Here is a 25942-nt window from a genome sequence, read left to right on the forward strand (position 1 = left end):
CCATGGGACATGCCATCGAAGCCATTGAGCATGGGCGAGTTCAGAGCCATGGGTGAGCTGGCGCGTGCCCGCCAGCGGCTAGTCGCCAACATGTTCGGCGGCACCGGACTGAAATTCGGTACCAGGAGCAAGTTGTCGGTGGCGAAGGAATTACTGTCAAACGACTAAGGACGCCCGGTACGGCGCATAATTCATCCAATCATTGAGGGAGAGGGAAGCTCATGCCTCCAGCAGCGCGACTTACCGACATGCATGTCTGCCCGATGTTTACCGGACCGGTGCCACACGTGGGCGGTCCCATTTCCGGCCCGGGTGCGCCCACGGTGCTCATTGGGGGATTGCCCGCTGCTCGGGTGACCGACATGGCCGTCTGCGCCGGGCCACCCGACATGATCGCCATGGGCTCGTTCAAGGTGCTCATCGCCAACATGCCGGCGGCCCGCATGGGTGACATGATGGCGCATGGCGGAACCATCGTGCTCGGTTGTTTCACGGTGATCATCAACTGACCGGGGAAAGTCATGGAGACGCCGCGTGCTGCAGTGATCACCGGCCTTGATCGTTGGCGGGCGCCAGAGGGCGGATCGCCATCCCGCGAGCCGGGCGCCAGGCATTTGCCTGGGATGCCGGAGCTCGGCGGGTGAGCCGGTCATCCGCTGGTCGGGTCGGAAGCGGTCGCCGCGGCCCGGATCTGTCGCATCGCGTGATGAAGACGATGCGGCAGGCAATCGAAGCGCATCAGGCAGGCCGTCTCGACGAAGCCGAGGCCGGCTATCGACATGCCCTGCAGATGAAGGCGGGCCAACCCGACGCCTTGCATTTCCTGGGAGTCCTGCGTCACCAGCGCGGCGACAGCGATGACGGCACCCGATTGATCAGGATGGCGCTGCGCGCGGTGCCTGGTCACGCGGAAGCCCACAACAACCTCGGCAACATCCAGAAGGAGTCGGGACATCTCGCCGAAGCAGAAGCCTGCTACCGCCGGGCGCTGGCTTGCGTCCCTCATCATCTCGATGCGCTGGGCAATCTTGCCATCGTACTGGAGGCCCAGCGGCGGCCCACGGAAGCCCTCCGGTTCTATGAAGAGTTGCTGCAACAGGCACCCCGTCTTGGCCGCGCCCACATGCTGATGGGCTTGTTCAAGAGCAGTCATCTGGACGTGATCGAGGACCTGGCCGACGCCGTGGACTGTTTTCGGGAGGCCTGGCACTGCGACCAGACCGATACACGTGCCTTGCAGGAGCTGGGGGTGTCGCTGTACGTGCTGGGCCGGTGCGAGGAGGCGGTTGACGTCTACCGCGACTGGTTGTCGCGCGAGCCGAACCATCCCGTGCCGCGCCACATGCTGGCGTCCTGTGGTGGCGGCACGATGCCTGCCCGCGCGGATGACGCCTACGTACGGGAGATCTTCGACGGGTTTGCGGACAGTTTCGACGAGCAGCTGCTGGACCGCCTCGACTATCGTGCGCCGCAGGTATTGATGGAGCACCTGGTCGGCATGCTGGGCCCGCCCGCCGCCCGCCTGGATGTGCTCGATGCCGGTTGTGGCACCGGGTTGTGCGCGCCGCTGGTTCGCCCGTACGCGCGGCGGCTTCATGGTGTCGACCTGTCCGGCAAGATGATCGACAAGGCGCGCAGCCGCGGCGGCTATGACGCGCTGGAGGTCGCCGAACTGGGCCAGTTCCTGGGCAGCGGCAGCGGGTGCTGGGATCTCGTGCTGTCGGCGGACACCCTGATCTATTTCGGTGATCTGCATGAAGTCGTGCAGGGCACCCATGCATCGCTGCGGCCCGGCGGGGTACTGGCCTTCACGCTCGAAGTGCTGGAGGGTGACGACGATCGCGTCGAGTTGCATCCCAGTGGCCGCTATCAGCACAGCCGGCGTCACGTGCTGCAGGCGCTGGAGGCAGCGGGGTTCGGCGAAGTGCAGATGGCGGCGCACCCGCTGCGCAAGGAGCTTGGCCGGCCCGTGTCCGGCTGGGTGGTTCTGGCTCGTCGCGGCAACTGAAAGCAAAGGGCCTGCCAGACTGTGCGCCGCAGGACGGGCGCTGACGGGATATTCGCCTCTCCCGGGCTGGACGGGAATATGATAAACATTGGGGATTCGCAAGAACGCAATCGCGTGCTCGCTGGGGGAGATGGGAAATGACGAATCGGATGACACTGAAGTCAGACCTCGGTGACAAGCTGCTGCCTGCCAGTCTGTCTGGTGGCGAGCAGCTGGGGAGGCTGTTTTCCTACCAGTTGAAGCTGATCAGCACGGACAGCGAAGTGAAGCTGCTGCCTCTGCTCGGCAGCTCGATGACGGTCACCTTCGAGTCCGAGGGTTACAAGCGCTATTTCAGCGGCATGGTCTCGGAAATTTCGCAGACCGGGTTCGAAAGCTTCAAGGAAGAGCGATTTGCCGAGTACGCGGTGACGCTGGTGCCGAAGGCCTGGCTGCTGATGCACAAGGTCGATTGCCGCATCTACCTCAAGCAATCGGTGCCCGACATCGTCAAGGCGGTGTTGGCCGAATTCGGCTATGGCGACGTGAAGCTGAGCCTGAGCGGCAACTATCCGGCCCGCGACTATTGCGTGCAGTACCGCGAGGATTACTTCAACTTCATCAGTCGGCTGATGGAGCAGGAAGGCATCTACTACTTCTTTCAGCACACCGATGGCGTGCACACCATGGTGCTCGCCGACTCGCTGGGGGCGCATGCCACCACCAGCGGGTACGCACAACTTCCGTATCGTCCGCAGGCCGGCGGAAGCCGCGCGGCGCTGGAGGTCTCGATCACCGACTTTTCATCGGCCCGATCGGTGCAGACGACCAAGTATTCGCTGACCGATTACGACCCGATGAAGCCGAAAACTTCGCTGCTGGGGGAGGAAACGATCAGCAACGCCGACGAAAACCACGCCGTCAACGGACTGGAGTCGTTCGACTTCCCCGGCGATCACGAGACCAGCGACGCGGGCAAGCACTACGCCCAGGTACGTCTCGAATCGATCAACGTGGCGCAGTCGCTGTGCTCGGGCTCGACCAACGCGCCGGGACTGTTGACTGGCGCGCTGTTCAAGCTGACCAAGTTCCCCCGCGCCGAACTGAACCAGGAGTACCTGGTCACCGGATCGACCGTGCACATCGAGAACGCCGCGCGCACCTCCGGTGGGTCGGATGGCGAGCTGTTCTTCTGCAACTTCTCGGTGATCAGCAGCCGCCAGCCGTTCCGCACCATGCAGACGGCGATCAAGCCGATGGTCGTCGGCCTGCAGACCGCCGTGGTGTCGGGAAGCGACAAGGCCGAAGACATCTCGGTGGACAAGTACGGCCGCATCCAGGTGACGTTCCACTGGAACAAGTCGGACAAGAAGAATGCCCACATTTCCTGCCCGGTCAGGGTGGCATCGTCCTGGGCCGGCAAGAACTGGGGCGCCGTGCACATTCCCCGGGTCGGGCAGGAAGTGGTGGTCAGCTTCCTCGAAGGCGACCCGGATCGCCCGCTGGTGATCGGCAGCGTCTACAACGCCGACAACCTGCCGCCTTACGCGCTGCCCGACAACAAGACCCAGAGCGGCGTCAAGAGCCGCAGCCATGAAGGCGGTGGCGCGGACGACTTCAACGAAATCCGCTTCGAGGACAAGAAGGGCAGCGAGGAGCTGTTCCTGCACGCGCAGAAGGACATGCGCGAGGAAGTGGAGAACGATCATTTCGTGCAGATCGACCACGACGAGAAGATCACCATCAAGAACGACCAGACCGAGGACATCACCGGCATTCGCACGGCGACGGTGGGCAAGGACGACAAGCTGGACGTCAAGCAGAACGGCACCACCACGATCGGCCAGAAGTTCAAGCTCGATGCGGGCACGGAGATCGAGCTGGTCACGGGTGCTTCGAGCATCGTCATGAAAAGCGATGGCTCGATCACGATCAAGGGCGTCAACATCACGATCGACGGCAGCATGAAGATCGCCGCCAAGGCTGGCGTCAACATGGACCTCGGTGCAGGCGTATCGCTGAAGGCCCATTCCGACGCGCAGGTCGAAGTGGCCGGCGGCGCCATGACGACGGTCAAGGGCCCGATGCTGATGCTCAAGGGCGAGGCGATGACGCAGATATCCGGCGGCATCATCATGATTGGCTAGGTTGGAGAGCACGTCGATGTCATCTGTCATGCAAGCATCCGTCCAGATGGAATTGTCCGAGCCGGCCAGTGCGCTGCTCACCCCCGACATGACCGCGCAGGCCGCCGTGCAGGCGCTGGTGGCGGCCGGGCAGGTGCAGGATGCGTTGAAACTGCTGGCCCGGATGCTGCCCAAGCGATACGCCGTGGCCTGGCTGTGCCAATGCGCACGCGACCAGGTACTGGACCCGGAAGACAAGGCCGGTGCCTCGCTGGCCGAGAAGTGGGTGCGCGAGCCGAACGAAAGCAATCGGCGCGCCGCCTTCGAGTTCGCCAACGCGGGTGGTTACAAGTCGGCTGGCGCCTGGGTGGCGGCGGCGGCGGGCTGGTCGGGCGGCAGTCTGGCGCCGGCTTCGCAGGAAACCCCGGTGCCCCCGGCCGACCATCTCACGGCCTGCGCCGTCGTGGCGGCGATCAACATGCTGGCTGCCTTGGTGAACGAGAAATTCGAAAGCCGTCGTGCCGCCTTCATCGAGCCGGCGATGAACCTGTTGAACGGGGTCGCCGGCGCCACCTGAGTTGCCGCGGGGCGAGCCAAGGAAAGGGGGTCGAGCCGACATGACCTTGCCCGGCGTGGCGTGGGGCGATACGATTGTGGACGGCAGATTTTTTGTGAGTTGCCGGCTGTAGTGGCCGGTCGCGCGTCGGTTTCCCGGTAGGTGGTTCGCAGTTTCGGGCACTACGGTAGTGCTCGGCTCGGGGCGGGAATGGAAGGTTGGAGGGGCAGGATGCTCGGTCGTGGATGTGGAAGTCCCAGTGCCAAATATGGTTGTGAACCCGGTTCACGGCCTTGCCGCGATCAGTCGCTGGTCTTCATGTGGGTTCGAAACCTGGTTCACTGCATGAGCCGTGATGATGCGTTCGTCACCGCCGTGCCGATCTGACAGTTGCTGGGGAAATACGCGTGCCGATGTCGCAGAGCCTGATCCTTGCAGTCGCTGGCCGTCAGGCTGCCCAGTTCGGCAGCCGAAGCAGCAAGGCGTTCGAGGGGGCGGGTGGAAGCATCGGACGTTCCGAGGATTGCGATTGGGTGCTCAGTGCATCTGGCGTGTCGCGTGTCCACGCGATGATCCGCTTCCTCAACGGCATGTATTTCATCGAGGATCGCAGCACCAACGGCATGCTGCTCAATGATGCGCCGCTGATCAAGGGCGATCCCTCGGCGTTGAAGAACGGCGATCGCCTGCTGATCGATACCTTCGAGGTCGAAGTGCGCCTGCAGGACGCGGGCAGCTCGACCGCGTTGCCTGATTTGTCCCCGCCGCCTTCGGCGCCATCCATTCCGGCGGGGTCCATCCCTGCGGGGGCGCTCGACCCGCTGGATTTCGGCTTGCTCGATATCGCTCCCCAGGCGCCTGCATATCCGCCGGCGATGGGCGGCGGCATTCCGCTCGACGCCGACCTGATTCCCGGCGCCGTGTCACCCGCGTCGGGCGGCGAGCTTGATCCGTTGAGTTTTCTGGGCTCTTCGGAGAGCACCTCCGGACTGCTTTCCGGCGCCACCACCGGCAATGCCAGTTCGAGCTGGAACCACTCGTCCAGCACGGAAGATTTCTTCCATCCGCCGATGACGACCGAGCAACGGCAGTCCACCGCGAACGCGCTGCCGGAGAACTGGGACCTGACCATGGGCGACTTTTCGTCGCCGCCAAGTCCGGCGCCGGCGCCGGTCATGCCGCCACCCGCAGCCGTGGCGCCGCCTCCGGTGGTCGCGCCGCCGACCCATGCGCCGCCGGTGGCCGCGTACATGCCGCCTCCGGCGGCTTCGACGGCCTTGCCCACGGATGTCGACCAGATCTTCCGGGTCGTCGTCGATGGCGTGATGGACGTGCTGCGCGCGAGGGCGGAGATCAAGAACACGTTCCGCCTGCCGGTCACGATCATCCAGCGTTCCGAAAACAACCCGCTGAAGTTCGCGCCCAATCCGGAGGATGCGCTGGCCAAGATCATGGCGCCCTCGAACGGCGCCTTCATGTCGGGGACAGCGGCCTTCGAGGATGCCTTCGACGACATTCGTTGCCACCAGATGGCCATGCTCGCCGGCGTCCGCGCCGCGTTCGAATCCCTGCTGGTGCATTTCAACCCGGACCGCTTCGAACAGGAAACCGATGGCGCGAAGCGGTCGGCATTCGCCGGCAAGGGCAAGTACTGGGAAAAGTACCGCGAACACTTCGAAGGTCTCTCGCGTGATCCCGACGAATGCTTCCGGCGCCTGTTCGGCGACGAGTTCGCACGGGCTTATGAAGAACAGTTGTCACGCCTGAAGTCGGCGCGGAGAATGCAGAAGGCACATCACTAGCGGCGCCGGGGGGCATTGCAGGTCGCAGATCGAAGGACGGATTCAGGGGACGTGCCGGCACGCTGATGGCCGGCACCGACACACCCGGCAATGCTGTCGGGGACTCACAGGGGCAGGTGCGACGCATGACGGATATGAACAAGGTCGTCTGGAGCGAGGGACTCTTCCTTCGGCCCCAGCATCTGCAGCAGCAGGAACGCTATCTCGAGCGCTTCGTGGAACTGCGCGCCGGCAGTCTGCGCCCTTACACCTGGGGCTTTTCGGAACTGGAACTGGAGACCGATCTGCTGGCGATCGGCAAGCTCGGGATCAAGCGCGCCCGCGGCGTGTTCCCCGATGGCACGCCGTTCTGCATGCCCGCGGACGACCCGCTGCCGTTGGCGCTGGAGGTCGATGGCAACTGGCGCGACCAGACGGTGTTCCTGACCTTGCCGTTGCGCTCGCCGGCACAACCGGACAGCGGGCGCCCCGAGGCACCTGCCGAAAAGCTGTTCCGTTTCCGCGTACGCGAAACCGAGGTGCGTGACGCCTCGGGCAGCGTCGACGGGATGACGGCGTTGGAGGTGGGCGGTCTCAACAGCCGGCTGTTGCCGCAATCGCAACCGCTGGAGGGCCTGGCCCAGATTCCCGTGGCGCGGATCGTGGAGTGTCGTTCCGACCGGCGGGTGATCCTCGAAGAGGCGTTCATGCCGACGGCGCTGAGCTGTCATGCCGCACCGAAGCTCACCACCTTCCTCACCGAGCTGCTTGGCCTGCTGCACCAGCGTGGCGAGGCGCTGGCCAGCCGCGTGGCGGTGACCGACCGCGGCGGCGCCGCCGAGATCGCCGACTTCCTGTTGCTGCAGGTGGTCAACCGCTACCAGCCACTGATCGCCCATCTTGCCGCCGCGCCGATCCTGCACCCGGAGGACTTCTACCGGGTGCTGACCGAGATGGCCGGCGAGTTGTGCACGTTCACCGCGCCGGGCAAGCGGCCGCCGGCATTTCCGCCGTATCGGCACGAGGCGCTGTACGAGAGTTTCGAGCCGCTGATCCAGGCCCTGCGCAGCAGCCTGAGCGCGGTGATGGAGCAGACGGCGATTCCGATTCCGCTGCAGCAGCGCAAGTTCGGCGTGTGGGTGGCCGTGGTGCCCGATCTCAGCCTGGTCGACAGCGCCGCGTTCGTGCTGGCGGCCAAGGCGGACATGAAGTCCGAAGACCTGCGCCGGCAGTTGCCCGCGCAGTCGAAGATCGGTCCGGTGGAAAAGATCCGCGACCTGGTGAACCTGCAGCTCCCCGGCATCCCGGTGGCGCCGATGCCGGTCGCGCCGCGCCAGATTCCCTACAACTCCGGCTACCTGTATTTCGAGTTCGACAAGAATTCGCCGATGTGGCGGGCCTTGAAGACGTCGGGCGGCATCGCCTTCCACTTCGGTGGCGAGTTCGCCGGTCTCGACTTGCAACTGTGGGCGATCAGAGGTTGAGCGCATGAACAGCAACGGTCCCCATGACGACGATCCCATGCGCGATGCGACGGTGGTCCGTCCGCGCGGAGCACCGCCGGCGCCCATGCCCGCCCCGCCACCGACTGCAGCGCCCGTCGCACCCGCGGCAGCTGCACGCGGCCCGGTGTCGCGCGCCGAGATGGCCCCTCCGGCCGCGATCAGCGACTTTCTGGGCGGCGGTCTCAACGCCCTGGTGCAGGCCGCCAGCCCGCTGCTGCTGCTGGCCGTACAGTTGCGCAACAGCGTGTCACAACCCGATGCGGCTCATCTGCGCGAGCAGGTGATTGCCCAGGTCCGTCAGTTCGAAAGCAACGCGCAGGCCGCCGGCATCGTCGCCCAGACCATCACCGCGGCGCGCTACGTGCTGTGCTCGACGCTGGACGAATCGGTGATGAACACGCCGTGGGGGCAGCAGAGCGGTTGGGCGGCGAAGACGCTGCTGGTGGTCTTCCATGGCGAGTCGTACGGTGGCGAGAAATTCTTCATCATCCTCGACCGGCTGTGTGCCGATTTCTCGAAACACATCGACCTGATCGAACTGATGTACATCTGCCTGGCGCTCGGCTTCGGCGGGCGCTACCAGATCGAAGCCGATGGTCGCGCCAAGCTGGCCGACATCCAGGAAGAGCTGTACCGCCGGATCAAGGCACAGCGCCCGCCCGCGGCAGAGGAACTGGCGCCGCACTGGAAGGGCATCGAGGATCGGCGTAATCCGCTGGTGCGCCACGTTCCGCTTTGGGTGATCCTGGCCGCAGGCGCCTGCCTGCTGCTGGGCGCCTTCCTGTATTTCTTCACGCGGTTGAACGAATTGTCGTCACCGGTCAGCGCGCAGGTAGTGCAGATCGGCCTGAAAACCGCGGTGCCGCCGGACGACGCGCAGCGTCGCCAGGCCCAGCCTAAGGTCGAGCGCAAGAGCCTGAAGCAGCTGCTGGCGCCGGAGGAGCAGGCTGGCGCCCTGACGGTGGACGAGAAGCCGGACGGTTCGGCGCTGGTCCGCCTCAATGCCGCCGCCATGTTCGCCTCCGGCGGCACCGAGGTGGCCGACAAGCAGGTTCCGATGCTGCATGCGATCACCGCCGCGCTGAACCAGGTTCCCGGGCGGGTCGTGGTGGTGGGCCACACCGATGACCAGCCGGTGCACTCGCTGCGTTTCAAGGACAACTACGCGTTGTCCGCCGAACGCGCAAGGTCGGTGCTGCAGATACTCGGCGAGGGTATCGACAACAGCGGGCGGCTGGAATCCAGCGGCGCGGGTTCCTCGCAACCGATCGCATTGCCGCCCGACCTGCCGGCCAATCGTGCGCGCAATCGGCGCGTCGAAATTCTCTACAGCCCGGAGGACTGAACATCGTGGGCAAGCTTCTTGCGTTGTTCAAATCCCGCCTGTTCATCACCCTCGTCGGCTTGCTGTTGCTGTCGTTGCTGATCTGGTTCGGCGGCCCCTACCTCGGCTTCGGCGAGTCACAGCCGCTGGCCAGCCCGGTGGTCCGCTTGCTGGTGATCATCGTGATCGTGGTGATCTGGGCGGTCTGGTTGCAGCTGCAACAGATGCGGGTGCGCGGCAAGGCCAAGCAGATGGCCAGCGACCTGAGCGATCAGGGCACCGCCCAGGCCGGCGGCGAGCGTGACGACCGCTCCGCCAACGAGCGGGCGCAATTGCAGAACCGCTTCCAGGAGGCGGTAGAAACCCTGCGCAAGAATCGCAGCGGCGGAACCAATCTCTACGCGTTGCCCTGGTATGTGGTGATCGGGCCGCCGGGGTCCGGCAAGAGCACGCTGCTGCAGAACTCGGGCCTCAACTTTCCGCTGTCGAACAAGTTCGGCAAGGAAGCGATCCGCGGCGTCGGCGGTACGCGCAACTGCGACTGGTGGTTCACCGACGAGGCGGTATTCCTCGACACCGCCGGTCGCTATACCACCCAGGACTCCGACCGCGGCGCCGATGCTTCGGCCTGGACCGAGTTCCTCAACCTGTTGCGCAAGTACCGCAAGCGCCGCCCGATCAACGGCGTGATCGTGGCGATGAGCCTGTCCGACCTGCTGACCCTGGATGCGAATGGCCGCCAGCAGCACATCCAGGCGGTTCGCCAGCGCCTGGACGAACTGGCCAAGCACCTGCGCATCGGCGTGCCGGCCTATCTGGTGTTCACCAAGTGCGACCTGGTCGCCGGCTTCACCGAGTTCTTCGACGACCTCAATCCCGAGTTGCGCAGCCAGGTCTGGGGCATGTCGTTCGCGGTCGACAAGACCATGGACGGCAGCGCGGCGAAGCAGTTCCTCGAAGAATTCAACCTGCTGCTGGATCGGCTCAACACGCGCATCCTCGATCGGCTCCACGGCGAACGCGATCGCACCCGGCGCGCGGCCATCCTGTCGTTCCCGCAGCAGCTCGGCGCTCTGCGCGACATCACGCGGCAGTTCGTCGAAGGCGTGTTCACCGGCCATCAGTACGACGCGCCGTTGCTGCTGCGTGGTGCCTACTTCACTTCGGGCACGCAGGAAGGCACGCCGATCGACCGCATGATGGGCGCGGTGGCACGCACCTTCGGGCTGGACGCCTCGCGCCTGCACGTGCCTGGCGCCCAGAGCCGCACCTTCTTCGTCGAGCGCCTGCTTCGGGACGTGCTGTTCAAGGAATCCGGCTTTGCCGGCACCAATCCGAAGCTGGAGCGCCAGAAGACCCTGCTGCAGGCGGCCGCGTACATGGGCGTGCTGCTGGCCTGCGGCCTGCTGATCCTCGGCCTGGCCAGCAGCTACCGGCGCAACGGCGCCTACCTGGGCCAGGTGCAGGCGGCATTGCAGAAGTATCCGGCGCAGAGCGACGCGTCGCTGGCACCGAACCAGCAGGCCTATTTCGCGATGGTGCTGGAGCGGCTGGAGGCGCTGTCCAGTGCGGTGGATGTCGCCGAGCAGCACAAGGGCGACGTGCCGCTGTCGATGCGTTTCGGCCTGTATCAGGGCAATGCGGTCGGCGACGAAGTGCGTGACGCGTACTATCGCGAGCTGAACGCGCTGCTGCTGCCTGGCGTGGCCTCGCAGTTCCGGGCCGGTCTGGCCGCGAATGCGGGCGATCCGCAGATGCTCTACTACTACCTCAAGGGCTACCTGATGCTGGGCCAGCCCGAGCATCTGGATCACGACCAGATCGTGGCGCTGGCGGCGATCGAATGGCGGCGACTGTTCCCGTCCGATCCCGTGCTGCAGAAGGCGCTGACCAAGCATTTCGATGCGCTGGTCGGACACGAAGGGCGGCTGCGCGCGCTGAACCTGGATGCCAGCCTGGTGGAACAGGCGCGCAACACGCTGCGCACCGCGGATCTGGCCACGCTGATCTACGGCAACATCAAGTTGAATGCGGACAGCGGTGCGTATCCGCCGCTGCGACTGGACAAGGAGCTGGGGCTGCTCGGCAACGTCTACCGGCGCAAGAGCGGTGCGCCGCTTTCGGAACCGTTGCCGGCGCTGTTCACGCAACCGGTATTCAAGGATGAAGTCGACAAGGGCATCGATCAGGCGGTCACGCAGTTCGCCGCCGATGACTGGGTATTCGGCGCCACCAAGATCGATTCGTTGCAGAAGGCCCGGCTCGCCCAGCATGTGCTGGCACTCTACGAGCAGGACTACATCAAGGCCTGGGATGACATCCTGGCGGATCTGGAGCTGCAGCCGATCGGCAACATCCAGGATGCCAGCACCATCGCGGCCAAGCTGGCCGGCCCCAACTCGCCGATGAAGCTGCTGCTGAAGGTGGTGAGCGACAACACCCACGACCTGATGCGCGCACCGCCCGCCGATGCGAAGGACAAGGCCGAGGACGTGGCCAAGAAGCTGGCCCAGAAGAAGGCGACCCAGTCCGCCCTGGCGCGCGCGCTCGCCCAGGCCGGCGCCGGGACCGCCGCGCCGGGTGACGATGCGGCAGCCGCCAAGCCGGGGCAGGTGATCAGCGACCACTTCGAGCAGATCAACAAGTTGAGCGAAGGTGGCCCGGGCGCCGCGCCGATCGATCAGACGCTCAAGGTGCTCGACGATCTCAGCAAGACCTTGCTGACCATGGGCGATTTCAGCTCGGCCGCGGGCCAGCCCAATCCGCAACTGCTGATGGCGCAGCAGGCGGCCGGCCAGCTGCCGGCACCCGCTTCGGGCTGGTTTGCGGCGCTGACCGGCAAGAGCCAGGCGCTGGTGGCCAGCGGCACCAAGGGCGCTCTCGACGATCAGTACCAGCAGATGGTGGCCAAGGACTGCGCCGACTACACCCGCGGGCGCTACCCGTTCTCGCCGTCCAGCAACAACGATATCCCGCTGCAGAACTTCGGCGAGATGTTCGGCTATGGCGGGCGCTTCGACGGTTTCTACAACCAGACCGTGGGCAAGCTGATCGATGCCAGCGGCCGCAACTGGCAGTGGAAGACCGGCCCGGGCGCGATCAGCGGTTCGGCCGGCATGCTGGCGCAGCTGCAGGGTGCCGACCGGATCAAGCAGATGTTCTTCCGCAGCGGCAACATGCCCGAGGTCGACTTCACGCTGCTCGCGCCGGTGCTCGACGCCGGCATCGGCAAGCTGGTGATCGAGGTCGATGGCCAGAAATACGAATACCAGTCCGGTGGCTCGACCATGGCCACCATGAAGTGGCCGGGACCCACGCCGGGTCATGTCTCGATCTCCGCCTACGACACCGCGGGGACCCTGCTGACCACCTTCGACTATCGCGGCGACTGGGCGTTCTTCCGGGCGCTGCAGGCGGCGAACCTGCAGAAGCAGTCCGATCTGCGTTTCGTGGCCAGTTTCAACTTCGGTGGCCATGTCGCCAAGGTGACGGTCCAGGCCAACAATCTGAAAAACCCCTTCCTGAGCAACGCGCTGTCCAGTTTCCGGTGCGGGGGCTAGACGCATGCCGACTTCCGTCGCGGGCTTTTTCGGAAAGCTGCCTTGCGCGGGAGACTTCGTGCAGCGCCGGCTGCCATCGGCTTTCGTCGATGTCTGGGACAGGCATTTCGAAGAGGCGGTGGCGGCCAGCCGTGCCGAACTGGGCGGCGGCTGGCATGACGCTTACCACGCCAGTCCGGTGTGGCGCTTTCTTTTCGCCCCGGGAGTGTGCGGTGATTCCGCCTGGTTCGGGATCATGGGGCCTGGCGTGGACCGGGTGGGGCGCTGCTTCCCGATGGTCATCGCCGCCCCGCTCGGCGCGGACATCGCATCCGGCACCCGCGCGCTGACCGAGGCGAAAGCCTGGTCCGACGCGGCCGAGCAGGTGCACGCCACGGCGCAGTGCGACGCCCGCATCAGCGTGGAGGCGTTCGACGAGCAGGTGGCTGCCTTGGGTGACCCGCTGGCGAGGGCGTCGTCGCCGGCCTCTACGTCGCTGCGCGACGTCGACTGGAATCGCGCGACACACTGGCGCCTGCCCCTCGGCGGGGCCTCCTCGCCGGAGCCGTTCCTGGGCGAAGCGTGGGAGCGTCTGGCCGCCGTCCCGGGTCCGTGGTGCTTGTGGTGGACGGCAGGTAGCGAACGTGTTCCGGCATGTGTGCTGGCCACCCGCGGATTGCCGGCGGCATCCGCCTACGTGACCTTCCTGGATGCGCAACACGGCACCGCGGCGTGGCAATCGCCGATGGCTTTCGAACGATCGGCGCCGCGCGCGGTACCGATGCCGGAACGCGCGGACAGCCTGCTCGACGACCTCATGGCGGCAGCGCCGGCCGCCCCGGTGTCGGCCATGCCGCCGCCACCACCATCGACACCTTCCGGTGCATGGCTGCCTGATGATCCGGATCTGCTGGCCGATCTCGTCGGGACGTCCGAAGTGGCGAGCTTGGCACCGCCGGTCCCGCCAGTTCCGTTGGTTGCCCCGGTGGCTCAGGCAACGTCAGCCGGGGAGAGGGACATCGTCGCGGCCGTCACCGTGGTGGAACGAACGGACTGCGGGCTGACCGTGCTGTCGGCCGAGGTCGGCATGGCCGATCCTCGCCAGCGTGCGGTCGGCGAGGTGTCCGGAATCATCCGCACGATGTCGTGCAGCGACCTGATCGGCGGCATGCATTCGCTGCGCAGGCAGTTGCTGATGCTCAATCCGCCGTTGCGTCGGGCCAGCGAGGACCTGATCGACCCGGTGCTGGAGGACTGCGCGGTGATCGCCGCCCACGTCGTCGCGGGTCAGGCCGGCTTGCTGCGGATTGGCGCCGCGGGCGCCTGGCACTGGCGCCATGGACGCGCGCAGCCCCTGTTCGCGCAAGCCGACGATCCCCTGCCCGGTGGCGCGGACGACGGTGAGTTCGACGACCTGTTGTTCAGCAGCGTGGTGCCCGGTGCTCCCGGGCTGGGCGCGTCGGAGCAGCCACTGTGCGGAGAGGTTCGCTGCGAGCTCGTCGCGGGTGATCGCCTGTTGCTGATGGCGGGCGAGTCCTTGTTGCACCTGTCACCGGACGTCGTGGCCAGCCATCTCGCGCTGCCCGTCGACGAAGCACGCCTGCGGCTGGCGAATGCCGCGGGACTGGGCGTGGATGCGGCAAGGTGGCCGCTGACGATCATCGAGGTTGGTGCATGATGACCCGCTATGTTTCGGCCGGACGCACGGTGACCGGAAAGGTGCGCAAGCACAACGAAGACTCCATTCTCGTGCGCGACGAAGTCGGCCTGTGGGTTGTCGCCGACGGACTGGGCGGCCATTCGGCAGGCGACTACGCCAGCTCGATGATCGTCGAGCGCCTCGGTGCCTTGCCCCGTTCCGGCAGCGCCCTGGACTTCATCGAAGCGATCGAGGACACGCTCTCCCAGGTCAATGCCGAACTGTTGCAGACCGCCGCCACGCGAGGGGTTGACCTGATCGGATCCACCGTCGTGGTGCTGGTGCATGACGGCGACTACATGCTGTGCGGATGGGTGGGAGACAGCCGCGTCTACTGTTTCGAGGATGGCCAGCTGCGTCAGATCACCCGCGATCACGTGCATGGCGGCGATGATGATGTCACCCATTTTGGCGCCCCGGCGGCGCCGGCTCAGGCGGGCTCGGGCGTCCTCACGCGTGCGGTGGGTGCGGAGGAACACTTGTTCGTCGACTGGGTTGTCGCGGGCAATCGGCCCGGCATGGGCTTCGTGCTTTGCTCTGACGGCATCAACAAGGAAATGTCCGATGCCGAACTCGACGACGAATGCCGTCGCCACCCACAACCGCAGGATCTCGTCGCCAGCCTGTTCGACCTGGCGATGAGCCGCGCCGGACGGGACAACATCTCGGCCGTCGTCGTTCGCATCCAAGAATGAAGAAAACCTCCCACTCATGAATTCCATAGCCGAACTGGTTTCCGCCTACCAGGCCGACAAGCTCAAGCTCGCCGCCCTGTTCGACGCACTCGGTGCGCGCGGAGCCGTGTCCGAGGCGCAATACCATGCTGAACAGGAGTGGCTCGAACAGCAGCGTGATGCCGGTGCGCTCGATTCGATGGTGGCCAAGGCCCTGTTGGCCAAGCTGGCGTCCGTACAGGCTTCCCCGGCAGACGCGTCGCATGACGAAGACGTTACCCAGGTAAAGCCCGCCACGCAGCGTCCTGCGCCGGTCGCTCCGGCGGCTCCGCCGACCGGAGCCGGCAGTGATGACGCGACCCGGGTGCAGCTCGCTTCCCGTCCGCCAGCCCCGCCGCTGGATGATGTCACCGTGGTCAAGCCCACCTCGCGTCCGGTCCAGTCGCCGGCGGCAGACGACGAAGCCACCATGGTGAAACCGGCCTCGGCCGCGCCACGGGAACCGACCGAAGGGCAGACTGTCGGCGCGACCGGCACGCAGGGCACCCGGCAGGGGATGACCGGCACCAGTTCCAGCATGAGCAGCTCCAGCTGGAACCACATCGCCGAAGGCGATGCGTCCGACTTCGTCACCGTCGGTTCGCTGCTGAAGGGACGTTTCTACCTCGAGAAGGAGATCGGCCGCGGCGGCATGGGCGTGGTGTTCAAGGCCCGCGACGAGCGCAAGGTGGAAGCCCGTGACCGTGACCCCTACGTCGCCGTCAAGATCCTGAACGACGAATTTCGCCGCCATCCCGACTCGCTGATCTCGTTGCAGCGCGAGTCGCGCCGCTCGCAACAGCTGGCGCACGACAACATCGTGCGCGTCTACGACTTCGACAAGGACCGCACCATCGTCTTCATGACGATGGAGTACGTCGACGGCTCCGATCTCAAGCAGCTGATTCGCGAGAAGGCCTACAACGGCATGCCGCTGGCGCAAGCCCGGCCGCTGATCGAAGGCATGGCGCGGGCGCTCACGCGCGCCCACTCGGCCGGCGTGGTCCATTCGGACTTCAAGCCGGCCAACGTCATGGTCACCCGCGAAGGCGTGCCGAAGGTATTCGACTTCGGCATTGCCCGCGCCGGCAAGCACATGGGCGATGCCGTCGGCGAACAGACCGTGTTCGACGCCGGTACGCTGGGCGCGCTTACCCCGGCCTACGCCAGCCTGGAGATGATCCGGGGTGAAGACCCGGTGCCCGGCGATGACGTCTACGCACTGGGTTGCGTGACGTTCGAACTGCTCACCGGCAAGCATCCGTACGACAAGGCCAGCGCCGAAGTGGCGATGAAGGAAGGCCGCAAGCCGCCACCGGTGAAGGGGCTGACCAAGCATCAGTACAAGACGCTCTGCGCCAGCGTGGCCTTCACCAAGGCGCAGCGCCTGAAGAGCGCCAACGAGCTGATCGAAGGCCTGCGCGACGTGGGCGCGCGCGAACGCGCACTGCCGTACCTGCTGTACGGCGTGCCGGCCATTCTGATCATTGCCGGCGGCGCCTGGGCATGGACGACCTACCAGCGCAATCATCATCTGGCCGAGGTGATCGCCCGTTTCACCATGACGCGTGCCGACCACTACGCGGATGAAGGCCAGGCCCTGCAGGCCCTCGACACCCTGAACGACGACGACCGCAAGCGTACGATCATCGATCAGGGCGAATTGATCCAGAGCTACCTGCTCGGCCGCATCGACGCCTACTGGAATCCGGCCAGGGACCGTTACGACTATGCCGGCACCCAGAAGGTGTTCAAGCTGCGCGACGACCTCAAGCTTTACTCGCCAGCGCTGGATATCAAGCGCACCGAGGTGGAGAAGCAGCGCAACGACCTGCTCAACTCGCTCGATACCAAACTGACCGACCAGATCAGCGCCGACGCGATTTTCGAGAACCAGCCGGACAACGTCGTCACCACGCTGACCCGCATCCGCGCGATCGATCCGAACAGTGCCCTGCTGAAGAACGCCGAACTGGAGTTGAAGTACGACACCGCCATCGGCAAGTCGATCGACGCAGGGCGTGTCGACGAGGCAACCGTCGAACTCAAGCTGGCAAGCAGCCTGTTCCCCGATTCGGCGAGACTGAAGCAGCGCAGCGCGCAGCTCGATGAAATCGGCAAGGCGCTGGCGGCGCAACGGCTGCAGGAGCAGAAGGCGCAGGCGCTGCAACAGCAGCGGGAGCAGGGCTTGCAGACGCTCACCGGCTTGCTGGACCAGCCGGTCAGCGCCGATGACTGGCGGGCCAAGGTGGCCACGGCCTATCACGATGCGGCCAGCCTGCTGGGAGACGATCCGCGACTGGCGGCGCAGACGGCGCGGCTGAAGGATGTTCTGGAAGCCCAGGCAAAGGAAAGGCAAGGCGCGGGCGACCTGCCGGGTGCGATCAGCATTGCCGGCTTCGGCATCGATCTGTTCCCGGGCGACTCCAGCTTGTCGGCGACGCGGCAGGCCTTGCTGGAACAGCAGAACCAATTGGCGCAGAAGGCCGCCAGCGAAGCACAACGCACCGCGTTGGCGAAGAGCCGGGTAACCGACCTGCTCGCCAGCCCCCAGGCCACGGTGGTCTGGCTGCAGGACGTCAGGAGCGCCCTGAATACCGCACGCACCCAGATCGGCGCCGATTCTCCGGACTACGCGGCCGTGAAGGCCCAGGCCGATGCCGGCCTGATCAAGCTGGCGCGCGACCAGATCGCCGGCGGCAACCTGGATGCGGCCGAGCGGGTCGGCCAGGCCGGCCAGCAGATCGATCCCGCGGAAGCCGGCTTCGCCAGGGTGCTGGCCGACGTGGCCGCTTCCCGTTCGGCGGCGCAACAGAAGACCTTGCAGCAGCAGACGCAGGCACTTGCCGACGCACGCACCACGCTGGCCAGCCTGGGCGCGAAGCCGACCCTGACACCCGACTGGCAGCGTGACGTGGCCACCGCGATGGCCACGCTCGGCGCCGACAAGTCTCCCGAAACCGAACGGGCGGTCAACGCGCTGGGTGCGGCCATCGCGGCGGAAGCCGCGCGGCTGGCTGACCCGCAGCATCTGCCGCAGGCAAGGATCGCGGTCGATTTCGGCCTGAAGTACGTACCGAAATCGGCCGAGCTGATCGCGCAGGGTGCGGCACTGGATGCGCTGCAGCAGCAGTTGCAGGCGAAGGCCGCGCAGGAAGGCGCCGACGCTGAAGTCAAGTCGCGTATCGAGTCGATGAAGAGCGCGGTGGCCGCTGGCGACGTCAGCAAGGCAAGCCAGTCGCTGGCGCGGATCAAGACCCTGCAGCCAGACAATCCCTTCCTCAAGACTGAGGGACCGAAGCTGCTGGCCGACGCCTATCTGGGCCAGGCCGAGGACGCCTTTCAGAAGGGGCGCTACCAGCGTGCGTCCGATGTCCTCGGGCAGGGCCTGGGAGCACTCGGCAACAACGCGAACTTGCGCGCGGCAAAGGCCCGCTACGATGTGGTCGCCGCCATCATGGCCGCCTCGAAGCAGCCACTGGGCAGTGCCGAGTACGCGCAGTTGCAGAAGCAACTGGACAGCGTGCGCAGGAATGACGCCACCGAACTGGGCAAGCTGGAAACGAGCATGAAGGCGCGAGGCCAGCTGACTGCCCGGTCGCTCGCCGAGCAGCTCGACAAGCTGAAGCGCGCCGCTGCGGCAGCACCCGCCCCGCAGGTGACGGCACCGGTATCGACGCCGGTGACCGAGACGCCGGCGCCGACGCCGGGGCGGCCGCCCGTGACGACCGGAAAGACCGGCACGACACCGGTGGTGCAACCCGTGCCCAGCGGAGGCGTGGCTGCGGCGGGTGGTCCCGATCCCTGCGCGAAGCCGGGGTTGGCGGGCAAGGGCAAGTTCTGTTCGGATGCCATCAATGGTGGGCGTGGGCCATTGCTGGTGGTTGTGCCCGGCGTGAACGGCGGCAAGGCTTACGCCATTTCGCGTGCGGAAATCTCGATCAACGAGTTCAACCAGTTCTGCCGCTCCAGCGGCAAGTGCGCGGCGGTGTCGGTGGCCGACAAGGATCTTGGCAACGCGCCGATAAGCAACATCAGCCTGGATCAGGCGCGTGCCTACGCGCGCTGGCTCAGTGACCTCAGTGGCGGATTCACCTATCGCCTGCCGACCGACGCGGAATGGCTGCACGCGGCGAAAGGCGGTGGTGGCTGGAAGCAGGCCGAGGACAGCAACTGCATCCTTCCCTCGGCCGGCGGCGGTGACGGCGGCGGCGCTGCGGTTTCCCCGCGTGGCCGCTCACGCAACCCCTGGGGCCTGGTCAATTCGACCGGCAACGTGTGGGAATGGGTGGTGAGCGGCGGCAGCGTGATGGTGCGTGGCGGCAGCTACAGCAGCTACTGGTCGGATTGCAGCGTTGATTCCAGCCGTGCCGATGGTGGATCGCCACAACGGGACGTGGGTTTCCGGATACTGAGGGAGCTGAAATGACCGAACGCGAAGCTGCCATCAACCGGGATCTGCGTGCGCTGGATGATGCCCATCGGCTCGGCCGGATTTCCCGCGTGGAATATCGCAACCGTCGCCGTCGTGTATTGCAGTCCTTGTCGGATGGAGGTGGCGTGGTCACGGCGCGCAAGGCGCTGGTGCCGCCGGGAAGCGTCAGGGCGTCGCGCTCAGGTGATCCGGCCGCGGCGAGCGTCAGTGATTCTTCTGCTGACGCCGGACGAGCACTCGCCTCGCTGGTTTCGATGCGGCCGACGTTGTCCAGGAAAGTGCTGCTGATCCTGATTGCCGCAGCCGTTCTCGTGGTGGTGGCTGGATGGCTGATGCTGCGTCACTGATTGGCTGCCATGGCAGTCGCTTCAGGTTGCGATTCTATCCATGACAGGCATCTGCGTATCGCGTTCTTTCGTTTGCGCGAACGCGAACCTGGGCGGCCATGGTTGTGTGTGTGAAACCCCAGCCGGAGTTGCCTTGTGGAACTTTGGCGGGGATCGGCGCGGACCCTTCTTTTCAAGTGATTTTTGACTGTCGCGGATCTGTAAAGCAGTCCTTTTCCGACACGCCCTGTCAGAACTTGCCGGGCATGCTCGTGGGCATCTTTTTCGATGCCGAACGGCTCTTCCTTTGGAAGGGCAAAGGTGTATCCTGATAGAGGTAAGACGAGCCAGCAGGCAGCAATTGCCTGAATGCCGGGGGCTTGGGAAGTTCGCAGCTGGTGGGCACCGATCATCGGGGCACACCGTCAATGGATCGATTAGATGCGGCCAAGGGGAATGTATCGTGCGCATTGTTTGCTTCGCGGCAGCGTTGGCATTTGCACTTACGGGCGGAAACGTTCAGGCACAGGACGCTGGCGGCGGATCAGCTGACCAGGGTTCCGGCAACGCGGCGCCTGTCGGCAGCTCCCCACAGACTCCGCCGGCGCAGGTCCAGGCGGACAACGTGGTGCCGCCCGTTCGTGATCGTGACGCCGCTGCCGAGCAGAAAATTGCCGTGCAGGGTTTCCACGTGACGGGCGTGGCCGACCACTCCGATGTTGGCGTGACCCCGGCCAGCATCCAGGCGCTGGCTGACGCGCAATACCAGGAATTGGCAGCCAAGGCCGGTACCCCGGTGGAGCTCAGCTTCGACGACATGCAGGGAGTCGCCAACAAGATCGTCGAGCGTTATCGCAGTGCCGGCTTCATCGTCTCCAACGCGTTCCTTCCGGCGCAGACGGTGGGCCCGGACAAGATCGTGCAGATCCAGGTGCTGGAAGGGAAGATCGGCAAGATCATCGTCAAGGGCACGAAGCGCTATCGGCCCAGCGTGATCTCCGCTGCGGCGCAGGAACTCCGCGGCAAGCCGCTGCTGAAGAGCGATGTGGACACCGCCTTGCTCTACGCGCGCGATCTCCCCGGTGTCACCGTGGCCTCGACGTTCCAGCCTGGCGAGAACACGGGCGATACCGACCTGGTGATGATCGCCACCGAAGCGAAGCGTCCGGTCAAGTTCATGCTGGGTGCCAACAATTACGGCACCGAGCTGACCGGCCGCTACCGGGCACAGGCCGGCATCGAGTGGGCCAATCCGCTGGGCATCGGCGACGTATTCAACCTCAACGTCGACTATGCGCTGGATCCCAGCGACAACATCTACGGCGCGACCACCTATCGTGCGCCAGCGCCCTGGGTGCCCGGTTTGTCCGCCGTGGTCGGCGCCTCCCGCAACGAACTGCAGATCAACACCGGTTCGTTCGCGGCGCTGGACGTGAAAGGTCCCAGTTCGCTGTATTACGGCGGCATGGACTGGAAGTTCATCAATCGCGACGACATGCAGGCAGTGAGCACGCTGCATGTGATCCGGGAAGAGTCCAAGCTGGACAGCCTGGGGTTTCACCTGTCGGACGAGAAATTCACCGTGGGGGAGCTGACCTACGGCTTGCTGCATACCGACCGTCGCTTCAACGGTGTCGACATCCTTCAGGTCGGCCTGCGCAAGTCCATCAGTGACGACTCGCTCGTTCCCGACCTGGTCAGCCCGCAGCACTCGCGCAGCTTCCTGGTGACGAAGCTGTCGTACACGCGCATGCAGTTCCTGACCAAGTCGCAGCGGCTCTACCTGAAGCTGGTGGGTCAATACACCAACGATGCCCTGATTCCGCTTGAGCAGTTTGCCCTGGGCGGCCCCGACAGTACCCGTGCCTACCCGATCGCCGATGCCTTGCGCGACCGCGGCTACTACACCTCGCTGGAGTACCACGTCGACGCTCCGGGCTTCGGCGACAAGGTGTCGCCTTTCTACGGAAGGCCATGGCGCGAACTGCTCGAGTTCCAGGTGTTCGTCGACTACGCCAAGGGCTTTTCCGCAGGCGCCAACCGCGAGATCACACCCGACACGGCCACCTTGAGTGGCGTGGGCGCCGGCCTGATTTTCCGCCTGCCGCGATTCCACAACTTCGAGTTTCACCTCAACGGTGCCGTGCCCCTGAGTTCGCAGGATGCGTCTGACAAAAAGGGCTACCACATCTACTCCCGGTTCAGCTTCACGTTCTGACGGATGACGACCATGAGCAAGAGCACAAAGCAGCGCACGATGCGCACGACGGCGCGCGTCCATGCAGATCGGACTTCCGGAGCGGCACTGCCCTTGAGGCGGACTTGGCCCATCAGTCTTTGCGTGGGCCTGGCCCTGGGGTCGATCGTGTTCAGCGGCGAAGCACTCGCCGGTGGACCCACCGGCGGCGTGGTGGTGGGTGGTTCGGGTTCCATCACCCAAAGCGGCAACAGCACCGTCATCAACCAGGTGTCGCAGAGGCTGGCGCTGAACTGGCAGACCTTCAACCTGGCGGCCAACGAATCGGTGCTGTTCAATCAGCCGGGTCGTTCGGCGGTAGCCCTGAATCGCATCCTCGATCAGAACCCCAGCCAGATTTTCGGCAAGATCAATTCAAACGGCCAGGTCTTCCTGATCAACACGCACGGCATCATTTTCGGCGCCACGGCGCAGATGAATGTCGGCGGCCTGCTCGCCAGCACGCTGGACCTGACCCCGAACGACTTTCTTGCGGGGCGCTACAACCTCAACGTGGCGGGCGCGAGGGCCGGCATCGTCAACCATGGCCTGATCCAGGCCGCGAGCGGCGGTTCGGTCAGCCTGGTGGGCGGCAGCGTCCTCAACGACGGCGTGATCTTCGCCAACTACGGCAAGATCAACCTCGACGGCGCAGACCATGCCACGCTGGACTTCGATGGCAATGGCCTGATCAACATCCAGATCACCGGTGAACTGAAGGAACGCCTGGACGCGAAGGAGGCCGCGGTCACCAACAAGGGCACCTTGCGCGCCGAAGACGGCACCGTGGTGCTGCAGGCCTCGGCCACCAAGGATCTGTTCACCAACCTGGTCAACAACGCCGGTGTGATCGACGCCAGCGGCATCAGCACTGACGGCGGCGTGGTGCGGCTGGTCGGCAACGGCGGCAACGTCGAGAACAGCGGCAACATCACGGTGTCCGGCGTGCACGGCGGCAGCGCCCAGTTGCTGTCCGACCAGGATGTCAACGTCAGCGGCAGCGTTGACGCCTCCGGTACCCTGGGTGGCGGCAGCATCCGCATCGGTGGAGGCCAACAAGGCGGGGAAGGACTGCTCAGGGCCGCCAACAGCACACTCAGCGCCAGCGCCACATTGAATGCCGACGCCACGCAATCCGGCGACGGCGGCTCCGTGGTCGTATGGGGCGACCAGTCCAGCACCATCGCCGGCAGCCTTAGCGCCCGCGGCGGTGCCCTGGGCGGTAACGGCGGCGCCATCGAAACCTCGGCTGCGCACGTCAGCATCGCCGACAGCGCCCGCGTCAATACGCTCGCTCCCAATGGGCAAGCCGGCAACTGGCTGATCGACCCGAAGGATTTCAAGATCGCCGCCACCGGCGGCGACATCACGGGTTTCGCGCTAGGCACCAATTTGGGCAGCGGCAACGTCACGATCCTGTCCAGCACCGGCAGCGGCGGCGGCAGCGGCAACATCAACGTGAATGATACGGTGAGCTGGGGCACATACACGCTTACTCTCACCGCCGCCAACGATGTCAACATCAACGCCGCACTCACCGGCACCGGGACATCCGCGCTGGTGCTGAATTCCGCGACCGCCAACGGTGCAGATGCAGCCGTGGTCGGCGGCGCCATCAAGATCGGCAAGAACATCACCACGGGTGGCGACCAGACCTACAACGGTCCGGTGGTCCTTGGCGCCAACGTGACGCTTGCCAGCAGCGGAAGCGGCACCATCAATTTCATCTCGACGGTGGACGGTGGGCACACCCTCTCGGTGAATACGGGCGGCCAGACGACGTTTGGTGGGGCGGTTGGTGCGGCGAATGCCCTGACAAGTCTGACCACGGACGCGGCGGGCGTGACGATGCTGGGCGGTAATGTCCACACCACCGGCGCGCAGACCTACAACGACAGCGTGACGTTGGGAAATAGCGACATCCTGACGGGAACGACGGTAAAACTGCTCGGCGGTGTAACCGGATCGGGCAACAGCCTGACTGTTACGGGCAATGCCGTGCTCGGTAGCGTGTTGTCCGGCCTGAACACGTTGTCGGTCAGTGGCACGACGGCGCTAAACGCCACGGGTGTGAGCACGAGCGGCGATCAGATGTACAGCGGCGCAGTGACGCTGGGCGCCGATACGCTGTTGACGAGCACGGGCGGTGGGATCGACTTTGCCTCGACGGTCGACGGTGCGCACACGCTGGCAGTGCAGAGCACGAGCGGCGCGGCAACTTTTGGCGGTGTGGTGGGTGGCGTGACGGGTCTGACCGGTCTGACCACGAACAGCAGCACGTTCAACGCGGGCGCTGTAACCGTCAACGGCCCCCTGTCGGTGACCACCACGACCGGCAACATCTCGCAGGCGTCGGGCATCTTCAGCGTAGCCGGCACCTCGGCGTTCAACGCCGGCAGCGGGACGATCACGCTGAACGGCCTCAATGCATTCACTGGCGCGGTAAGTCTCACCGGTGGAACTACTCAGGTCACGAACAGCGGCGATCTGGTTCTGGGTACCTTGAATACGGGCGCGCTGACCGTAGTCAGCAACAGCGGTGCGCTGGATCTGGGCACCGGCACGATCAATGGCGATTTGTCGGCGACCGCGGCAACGACCATCACGGTCGACGGCACGCTTGCAGGCCTGGGCAACGCTGCATTTTCCGGGGTTGCGCCAACGGGGACGGGAAGCATCACCGGCACCGGTTCGATCATCGGCCTGGGCAGCGCCGCGTTCAACCTGACCGGCAACACGACTGGCAGCACCGGCGGCGTCACCTTCAATGGTTTCACCGCCGCCGACACCACGACGGTTACCGGAGCCTCGGGATTCGACGACGGCGCACTGACCAGCCTTGGCATGACCTTCGCCAATGCCACCAACGTGGCGGGTAACGGCACCATTGCGAACGTTGCCGGCAGCTTCGACGATCACGCCGGAGCATCGTCGACAAGTGGCATAAGCTATACCGGGTTCAGCGCAGTGTCCGGTGCCGGCGGCGACGTCACCAACGTGACCGGAGCTTTCGACGTCGGTACGAAGACCTCGAGCGACTCGGGCCTGGATTACAGTGCTTTCGGCCTCACCACGATAGCCGGCAACGGCTCCGGGGCGACGATCACGGGTTCGGGAGAAACCTATCTGCTGGATAATGCCGTCGCGGACAAGGGCAGCAGCAACGGCCTGAACTGGACGTCGTTCGGCAACATCGCTGATGCCACCGGCACGGTGAACTTCGGTACCGGCGGCAGCGTCACGGGCAACATCACGGCGCAGACGCTGAATTACGCCAGCTACGCCACGGCGGTGACGTTCGACCTGTCCAATGGCGCCGGCGCGACCACCGGCATTGGCGGTACCTGGGCGGGTGTCACCACGGTGACAGGCAGCGGCAACAGCGACACGCTCACGGGTTCCGGCCAGACCTACCAGCTGGACAACACCGTTGCCGACCAGGGCAGCAGTGGCGCACTGGGCTGGACCTCGTTCGAGAACATCAACGACACCACCGGTACGGTCAATTTCGGCAGCAACGGAAACATCAGCGGCAACGTCACGGCGCAGACGCTGGATTACAGCGACTACCTCCACGATTTGACGCTGAACGTGGATACCGGTGTGCTCTCGGCCACGGGCGTGGGCGGAAGCTTGAGCGGATACACCACCTTCAATGCGAACGCGGCGCAAAACAACACGGTGATCGGTACGGGCCAGACCTATGTGCTGGACA

Annotated in this window: 14 protein-coding genes; all 14 read left to right on the forward strand. The window is 65.3% G+C overall.

Annotated elements, in window-relative coordinates; genetic code table 11:
• Nucleotides 1–221: 221 nt before the first annotated feature.
• Nucleotides 222–509, forward strand: coding sequence for a PAAR domain-containing protein (locus ASD82_RS07195; protein WP_056717155.1), 288 nt, complete (start codon nucleotides 222–224; stop codon nucleotides 507–509).
• A gap of 53 nt (nucleotides 510–562) precedes the next feature.
• The gene (locus ASD82_RS07200; protein ID WP_235577853.1) at nucleotides 563–2008 is read left to right on the forward strand and encodes a tetratricopeptide repeat protein; all 1446 of its coding nucleotides are present in this window, start codon (nucleotides 563–565) and stop codon (nucleotides 2006–2008) included.
• A gap of 149 nt (nucleotides 2009–2157) precedes the next feature.
• Nucleotides 2158–4134: a type VI secretion system tip protein TssI/VgrG gene (gene tssI, locus ASD82_RS07205; RefSeq protein ID WP_235577852.1), complete on the forward strand. Its 1977-nt coding sequence runs from the start codon at nucleotides 2158–2160 to the stop codon at nucleotides 4132–4134.
• A gap of 16 nt (nucleotides 4135–4150) precedes the next feature.
• The gene (locus ASD82_RS07210) at nucleotides 4151–4690 is read left to right on the forward strand and encodes a hypothetical protein (RefSeq protein ID WP_056717173.1); all 540 of its coding nucleotides are present in this window, start codon (nucleotides 4151–4153) and stop codon (nucleotides 4688–4690) included.
• Nucleotides 4691–5082: 392 nt separating this feature from the next.
• Complete coding sequence (gene tagH / locus ASD82_RS07215; RefSeq protein WP_056717158.1) at nucleotides 5083–6471, forward strand: type VI secretion system-associated FHA domain protein TagH; 1389 nt, start codon at nucleotides 5083–5085, stop codon at nucleotides 6469–6471.
• Nucleotides 6472–6596: 125 nt separating this feature from the next.
• Entirely contained in the window at nucleotides 6597–7934 is a 1338-nt protein-coding gene (tssK, locus tag ASD82_RS07220) for a type VI secretion system baseplate subunit TssK (protein ID WP_056717159.1), read from the forward strand.
• 160 nt (nucleotides 7935–8094) lie between these two features.
• Nucleotides 8095–9300 carry a type IVB secretion system protein IcmH/DotU gene (icmH, locus tag ASD82_RS07225; RefSeq protein WP_235580660.1) on the forward strand — a complete coding sequence of 402 codons (1206 nt, stop codon included), beginning with the start codon at nucleotides 8095–8097 and terminating at the stop codon, nucleotides 9298–9300.
• Nucleotides 9301–9305: 5 nt separating this feature from the next.
• A complete protein-coding gene (tssM, locus tag ASD82_RS07230) occupies nucleotides 9306–12839 on the forward strand; it encodes a type VI secretion system membrane subunit TssM (RefSeq protein ID WP_056717160.1) in 3534 nt (1177 codons plus the stop codon).
• Between the two features lie 4 nt (nucleotides 12840–12843).
• Entirely contained in the window at nucleotides 12844–14496 is a 1653-nt protein-coding gene (gene tagF, locus ASD82_RS07235; protein ID WP_056717161.1) for a type VI secretion system-associated protein TagF, read from the forward strand.
• A complete protein-coding gene (locus ASD82_RS07240) occupies nucleotides 14493–15212 on the forward strand; it encodes a PP2C family serine/threonine-protein phosphatase (RefSeq protein WP_056717162.1) in 720 nt (239 codons plus the stop codon). Before tagF ends, ASD82_RS07240 begins: the two co-directional genes overlap by 4 nt.
• Nucleotides 15213–15228: 16 nt before the next feature.
• Complete coding sequence (locus ASD82_RS07245; RefSeq protein ID WP_056717163.1) at nucleotides 15229–19659, forward strand: bifunctional serine/threonine-protein kinase/formylglycine-generating enzyme family protein; 4431 nt, start codon at nucleotides 15229–15231, stop codon at nucleotides 19657–19659.
• Nucleotides 19656–20012, forward strand: a complete 357-nt coding sequence (locus ASD82_RS07250; RefSeq protein WP_056717164.1) for a hypothetical protein — start codon at nucleotides 19656–19658, stop codon at nucleotides 20010–20012. Before ASD82_RS07245 ends, ASD82_RS07250 begins: the two co-directional genes overlap by 4 nt.
• 607 nt (nucleotides 20013–20619) lie before the next feature.
• Complete coding sequence (locus tag ASD82_RS07255) at nucleotides 20620–22209, forward strand: ShlB/FhaC/HecB family hemolysin secretion/activation protein (protein ID WP_056717165.1); 1590 nt, start codon at nucleotides 20620–20622, stop codon at nucleotides 22207–22209.
• 12 nt (nucleotides 22210–22221) lie between these two features.
• Nucleotides 22222–25942, forward strand: a 3721-nt coding sequence (locus ASD82_RS07260; protein ID WP_162253816.1) for a filamentous hemagglutinin N-terminal domain-containing protein, incomplete at its 3' end; no start/stop codon positions are given.

Origin of the sequence: Rhodanobacter sp. Root179 (assembly GCF_001428465.1) — a bacterium.
Lineage (GTDB): Bacteria > Pseudomonadota > Gammaproteobacteria > Xanthomonadales > Rhodanobacteraceae > Rhodanobacter.